Origin of the sequence: Chitinophaga sp. (genome assembly GCF_036569185.1) — a bacterium.
Lineage (GTDB): Bacteria > Bacteroidota > Bacteroidia > Chitinophagales > Chitinophagaceae > Chitinophaga.
Genome location: NZ_DATCRD010000015.1, coordinates 1 through 6,525, shown reverse-complemented (window position 1 = coordinate 6,525; position 6,525 = coordinate 1). Strand labels below are relative to the sequence as shown.

The 6,525-nt window shown below is 47.0% G+C and carries 8 protein-coding genes; 7 read left to right on the top strand and 1 reads right to left on the bottom strand.

The genetic code is table 11. The features are described 5' to 3' along the window. The first annotated feature begins 137 nt into the window (after nt 1–137). Together VIM72_RS01075 and VIM72_RS01070 are read left to right on the top strand one after the other, a co-directional pair. Nucleotides 138–1,643: a 2-isopropylmalate synthase gene (locus VIM72_RS01075; protein ID WP_332001021.1), complete on the top strand. Its 1,506-nt coding sequence runs from the start codon at nt 138–140 to the stop codon at nt 1,641–1,643. A gap of 272 nt (nt 1,644–1,915) precedes the next feature. Beyond that, the gene (locus tag VIM72_RS01070; protein ID WP_332001020.1) at nt 1,916–2,305 is read left to right on the top strand and encodes a hypothetical protein; all 390 of its coding nucleotides are present in this window, start codon (nt 1,916–1,918) and stop codon (nt 2,303–2,305) included. Nucleotides 2,306–2,476: 171 nt separating this feature from the next. On the opposite strand, the gene VIM72_RS01065 is transcribed toward VIM72_RS01070, so the two are convergent. After that, the gene (locus VIM72_RS01065) at nt 2,477–3,187 is read right to left on the bottom strand and encodes a M15 family metallopeptidase (protein WP_332001019.1); all 711 of its coding nucleotides are present in this window, start codon (nt 3,185–3,187) and stop codon (nt 2,477–2,479) included. 147 nt (nt 3,188–3,334) lie between these two features. Here VIM72_RS01065 and VIM72_RS01060 point away from each other — a divergent pair, with 147 nt between their 5' ends. The 5 genes from VIM72_RS01060 (at nt 3,335) to VIM72_RS01040 (ending at nt 6,525) form a co-directional block, all read left to right on the top strand. Then, entirely contained in the window at nt 3,335–4,117 is a 783-nt protein-coding gene (locus tag VIM72_RS01060) for an SDR family oxidoreductase (RefSeq protein WP_332001018.1), read from the top strand. 82 nt (nt 4,118–4,199) lie between these two features. Then, nucleotides 4,200–4,946 carry a hypothetical protein gene (locus tag VIM72_RS01055; RefSeq protein WP_332001017.1) on the top strand — a complete coding sequence of 249 codons (747 nt, stop codon included), beginning with the start codon at nt 4,200–4,202 and terminating at the stop codon, nt 4,944–4,946. Between the two features lie 20 nt (nt 4,947–4,966). Further along, a complete protein-coding gene (locus tag VIM72_RS01050; RefSeq protein WP_332001016.1) occupies nt 4,967–5,818 on the top strand; it encodes a fumarylacetoacetate hydrolase family protein in 852 nt (283 codons plus the stop codon). A 5-nt stretch (nt 5,819–5,823) separates the two neighbouring features. Beyond that, nucleotides 5,824–6,153 (top strand): L-rhamnose mutarotase, encoded by a 330-nt coding sequence (locus tag VIM72_RS01045; RefSeq protein WP_332001015.1) that lies wholly within the window; start codon nt 5,824–5,826, stop codon nt 6,151–6,153. A gap of 48 nt (nt 6,154–6,201) precedes the next feature. Continuing rightward, a complete protein-coding gene (locus tag VIM72_RS01040) occupies nt 6,202–6,525 on the top strand; it encodes an amidohydrolase family protein (RefSeq protein WP_332001014.1) in 324 nt (107 codons plus the stop codon).

Sequence of the window (6,525 nt, the reverse complement as noted above, 5' to 3'; positions counted from 1 at the left end):
ACGCTCAGACAAGGCTTCAGAACTATGGATATCGCCAATAAACATACCGTGAACGATTGCATTATGGGCACCGACGCTATGGGCGCCAAAGTATTAGAGAATCTGAATTAATCATTCAATAAAATTATTACACTATCATGGATAAAAATCGTGTATACGTCTTTGATACCACCTTACGTGATGGAGAACAGGTCCCTGGCTGTCAGCTGACAACCGTTGAAAAAATTGAAGTAGCCAAAAAACTCGAAGCGCTCGGCGTAGATATTATTGAAGCAGGTTTCCCGATCTCCAGCCCGGGCGACTTCCAGAGCGTGGTGGAAATTTCCAAAGCGGTGAGTGAACCGGTAATATGCGCGCTTACCCGCGCCAACAATAAAGATATAGATGCAGCGGCAGATGCTTTACGCTTTGCAAAACGTAAGCGTATTCATACCGGTATCGGTTCTTCCGATATGCATATCAAATACAAATTCAACAGTACCCGCGAGGAAATTTTACAACGTGCAGTAGCCGCTGTATCCTATGCCCGCAAGTTTACTGATGATGTGGAATTTTATGCAGAAGATGCCGGTCGCGCTGACAATGAATACCTGGCCCGCATGATCGAAGCCGTGATTGCGGCGGGTGCTACCACCGTTAACATCCCAGACACCAACGGTTACTGCCTGCCCGACCAGTACGGTGCAAAGATCAAGTACCTTGTAGACAATGTTGCCAATATCGATAAAGCCATCATCTCCGTTCACTGTCATAACGACCTCGGTCTGGCTACGGCCAATACCATTGCAGGCGTTATCAACGGCGCCCGCCAGGTGGAGTGTACCATTAATGGTATCGGTGAACGCGCCGGTAACACCTCCCTGGAAGAAGTGGCTATGATCCTGAAAACGCATCATGCGCTGGGATATCATACCCAGATCAATTCAAAAGGCATCTACGAAATCAGTAATCTGGTGGAAACCATGATGCATATGCCGGTGCAACCCAACAAAGCCATTGTAGGCCGCAACGCTTTTGCGCACAGCTCCGGTATTCACCAGGATGGCGTGCTGAAACACCGCGAAAATTACGAGATCCTGAATCCTGAAGATGTAGGTATCAATTCCAACGCTATTATCCTCACTGCCCGCAGTGGCCGTCATGCGCTGAAGCATCACTTGTCGAGGCTCGGATACAACCTGGAAAAAGTGAACATCGATGAAGTGTATCAGCGCTTCCTGCTGATGGCGGATACCAAAAAGGAAATCAACGATGCCGACCTGCTGGAACTGATGGGTGACGGCGATGCGCAAACCTATGGCGATAATGCCATCAAGGTAACCTTATTGCAGGTAGTATGCGGCGATCCGCTCCGCCCGATGGCTACCGTTAAACTGCGTGTTAACGGCGAAGAAAAAGAAGCCAGCGCTGCAGGTAACGGCCCGGTAAACGCTACCATCAACGCCATCCACGATATTATTAAAGACGATATTGAACTGGATGAATTCAATATTCAATCCATGCGCGGCGGCAGTGAAGATGTGAGTAAAGTGAATATGCGGGTAAAGCATAACGGGCAGTCGTATTACGGCTTCGGTATTTCCACCGACATCGTGAACGCTTCCGTGCATGCTTATGTGGATGCGCTGAATAAAATATACTAGGATCGCCTTCGGCGATGAAATTGTCTTGGAGCGGGATTACGCTGATTATACTGATTAGCAGGATTTGATCATGTTGGATTTTTTTGATTCGGGGAGATGTAAGCGACTGCGCTTATATGTCCCCGAATCTTTTATTAATCAAAAAAATAAAATCCAGTTAATCAGTATAATCAGCGTAATCCCGCTCCAAGACAATTTCATCGCCGAAGGCGATCATCCCCCTGTAACCTTTGCTACGTCTGCCCCGTTTTACAAGGGTGAAATAAACCCTGATGAAAACGATTCCCTTACTCCTGGCTATTTTATTTTTTGCCGCCTGCAGCAAAGAAGCGGATAATTGCTCCCAATATGGATGGATACCTATTCAGGGTGCGAAGTACCTCGGGAAAAGCAGCAGTAATGTGAGTGGGCAGAACGGTGTTTTTTATGATGTCAGCTGCATCTTCAATAATTCCTGTTATGCCATTAATAAAATAGTGGCGTCAAAAGATGGAGATACCGTGGTGCTGAAAGCAGAATACATTCTTAATACGTGTACCGTTTGTACCCAGTCCTTCATTACACAAACCAAAACCTATTCATTTGTTCCTCCCGGCGATGGCACCTATTACCTGAAATGGGATGGCATTGCGAACCGGGTGGATACGGTAACGATGCCATAATAATCGCCTTCGGCGATGAAAATTGTCTTGGAGCAGGATTACGCTGATTATGCTGATTAGCAGGATTTTATTTTTTTGATTAATAAAAGATTCGGGAAGATATAAGGACATTCGCTTACATCTCCCCGAATCAAAAAAAACGATATGATCAAATCCTGTTAATCAGTATAATCAGCGTAATCCTGCTCCAAGACAATTTTCATCGCCGAAGGCGATATCCATCAGCGGGTATTTTTTGTAATCAGGGAGATAGAAATGCCACCATTCCGTAGAACTTCCTTTAAAGCCATGTTGCCGCATGGTATCTCTTAACAACTTGCGGTTAGCCGCCACTGCCGGATCTGGCGGGGAATAATTTTCATGCGCTTTCATGGTGAAATCGTCGAAGTCCGTAGGCATAGCCACGGGCTTATTTGTTTTCAGGTGAACCATGCTGAGATCTATGGCCACACCGCGGTTATGCCCTGATCCTTTGCGTGGATCGGCTGCATACAGGTCGTTGGGAACTATTTTAAACATGGTCTCCGTTACATGATAAGGACGGTAGGCATCATAAATGAGCAGGCCATATCCTTTTTTGCGCAGCGATTCCTGTACTGCTTTCAGGGCCTTCGCGGCAGGCAGGCGGAGGTAAATAGCGGTGCTGGTGTATAATTGTTGTTTGGTGAAGTTATTGGTGGTAGCGTAACGCACGTCTTTTTTGATGCCGGGGATATACTTTTCCAGGTTTACCAGTTGCTGGTTGCTGTCGGCTTTTACCAGTTGTTCATATTGTTGCCGGGTGCTCAGTACCGCGAGCCCGTATTTATTAACTGGTATTTTCTGTGCAGACAGCTGGCTGGAGATGGTCCACAGAAGCGCTGTTAACAGTATTATTCTCATGTGGTTAAAATTGCAGAAAAAGCTCCGGATTTGGTGAAGCTTATTGAATTTTATGAAAATTAGGCAAGAAAGTATGAAATACAGTGAAAATACAATTGCAATCACCTTATATTAATAGGTATTTTAGAACCCTTAAATTTTTATACGATGGAACTGTTCAGACTAGACAATAAAGTAGCGGTTATTACCGGTGGTGGTAGCGGCATAGGACAGGCAATTGCAAAAACATTCGGGGCACAGGGTGCGCAGGTGCATATCCTGGAGTTGAATGAAGATGGCGGTAAAGCAACAGCAGAAGAGATCAGGACAGCCGGGGGCCAGGCAACGGTGCATGCGTGTAACGTGGCCGACCAGGCAGCCGTGATCGGCGTAATGGATGGCATTGTGAAAACTGCCGGCAAGCTGGATATCCTGGTGAACTGCGCCGGTATTGCCCATGTGGGTAACCTTGAAAACACAACTGAACAGGACTTCGACAGGGTGTACCAGGTAAATGTAAAGGGCACCTATAACTGCATGTATGCAGTGATCAGACAAATGAAAGCACAGGGCGGCGGCGTGATCCTGAATGTGGCCTCCATCGCCTCCAGTGTAGGTATACCGGACAGACTGGCGTATTCAATGAGTAAAGGCGCTGTACTGACCATGACATTGTCTGTGGCCAAAGATTATCTTGGCGCCAATATCCGCTGCAACTGCGTGTCGCCGGCAAGAGTGCACACGCCTTTTGTGGATGGGTTTATTGCCAAGAATTATCCCGGTAAAGAAGCGGAGATGTTTGAAAAGCTGAGTAAAACCCAGCCTATAGGCCGTATGGCCAAACCGGTGGAAGTGGGTAACCTGGCGTTATTCCTGTGTTCAGATGAGGCAGGCTTTATTACCGGCACCGATTACCCCATTGATGGTGGGTTTATCCGGTTGAATAATTAAGAATTAATGAGATGTGTGTTTTAAAGTGCGGACGATTACCCGTATCTTTCAAGTTATTCATTCATTAATTTTTAGTTATATCATGCAACATTTTCGAATAGGGCTGGCGTTAGCACTGGCCATATTATCAGCCTGTAATTCCGGAACCAACAAGGAAGCCGCCACCGGGGAATCCGCATCTGTAGTAAAACCGGCCACACCGGATGGTACCGTGTCGGTTACTTTTTCAGACAAGGAAAAAGATACATCGCTGATCAACATTAAGTTTCAGCTGAAGGAAGGAACAAAAGAAAAGAGCTTTGAACAGTCGCTCCTGAAGGATGTACCGGAAGCGGACCTTTACAAGGTGTTATGGAATGAGCCCAACAGTTGTTATATCGGCGTTATGAAAGCGAACCATCAGCCACGTTATTACCACGCTTTTATAGATGATAAGAAAGATGTGAAAATATTATGGGCTGCCACGCCGCCCCAGCCTATCTGGGAATACATGGAAGGCACGCTGGGTCTTGGAAAGGTAACTGCCGGCGGTGAAATGCTGCAGAAATATAAAAAGAGCTTCCAGTCCGGCAATATCCTGGCAGATTTTATTGCAGAAATAAAACCGGATGCTTCGCCTGATAGCCTGGAGCTGTATGTGGAATTTGGCGGTTTGCGTAAGAGCATGTTCATGCCCGTGCCAACCGGCAGTAAAGGCGTGATCCAGCCAACAGGACAGGATGATCATGTGTATTTCTCTTTTGTAAAAGATGGAAAAGCGGAACCGGTGATCGACCTGCATGTGGAAAACGGAAGACTACAGATTAAAACACTGAAAGAAATTAAGTAAGACAAATAAATAGTATTGATATGAAACTGATCAGGTTTGGTTTACCGGGAGAAGAGAAACCGGGTGTTGCCACCGCAGCAGGAATGTTTGATGTGAGCGCATTCGGTGAGGATTTTGGAGAGAAATTTTTTGAAACCAACGGGCTGGCGCGTTTATCCGAATGGTATGGCGCACATGCAGCGGAATGCCCGCAGGTGCCTGCCGGTGCCCGTTTAGGCTCACCTATCCTCCGTCCTTCCAAAATTATCTGCATCGGGCTGAACTACGCGGATCACGCGCGTGAAACCAATGCAGCCATTCCTGCAGAACCTATCGTGTTCTTTAAAAGTACCAGCGCGCTGGTTGGTCCCAACGATGATCTGGTGATTCCACGCGGAAGTCAGAAAACAGACTGGGAAGTGGAACTGGCAGTGGTAATTGGCAAAAAAGCCACTTACGTGGAAGAAAAAGACGCTATGGACTATGTAGCAGGTTACTGCTTGCATAACGACTACAGCGAAAGGGCTTTCCAGATTGAAAGAGGCGGACAATGGGTGAAAGGCAAGAGCTGTGATACCTTCGCACCTTTAGGCCCCTGGCTGGCTACCAAAGATGAAATTGCCGATGTGAACAATCTTCGTTTATGGCTTACCGTTAATGGCCGGAAAATGCAGGATGGCAATACCTCCAACTTCATATTCAATGTACCTTATGTAGTGGCTTACCTGAGCCAGTTTATGACCCTGCTCCCGGGAGATGTGATCTCTACCGGAACACCGGCTGGTGTGGGCCTGGGCATGAACCCGCAGGTATACCTGAAAGCAGGGGATGTAATTGAACTGGGCATCGACGGGTTAGGTACTTCCAAACAAACTGCCGTAGCGTATAAATAGTAGTTATGAAAAGATATTGCCTGGCCCTGGATCTGGTAGATGATCCGCAGCTGATCAGTGAATACGAGGCCCATCACCGTAATGTATCTCCTGAAATAAAAAAGAGCATTACAGATGCAGGTATTACCGTAATGGATATTTACCGCGCGGGTAACCGCCTGTTCATGATCATGGAAGTAGATGATACTTTTTCCTTTGAACGTAAAGACGCTATGGACGCTGCCAACCCTGCCGTACAGGTATGGGAAGGCCTCATGTGGAAGTACCAGCAGGCATTGCCGGTAGCGAAAGAAGGGGAAAAGTGGATTATTATGGACCAGATTTTTGCATTGTAAAAGCATACCGGGCGCAGGTACCTCCGGCGCCCGGTAAAAAAATATCACATGGTTATTGACGCACATCAGCATTTCTGGCAATACGATCCTGTACGCGATGCATGGATAGATGAGTCTATGCAGGTGATCCGCCGTGATTTTTACCCGGAAGACCTGGCCCCGGTGCTGGCCGAAAACGGGGTGCATGGCTGTATAGCGGTACAGGCTGATCAGTCGGCAGATGAAACAGCCTTTTTACTGGCACTGGCAGACCAACATGATTTTATTAAAGGCGTAGTAGGATGGGCAGATCTCCGCGCTGCCAATATCAGTGAACAGCTGGAGCAGTATGCCGTACATCCCAAACTGAAAGGCTTCCGGCTTATTGTATAG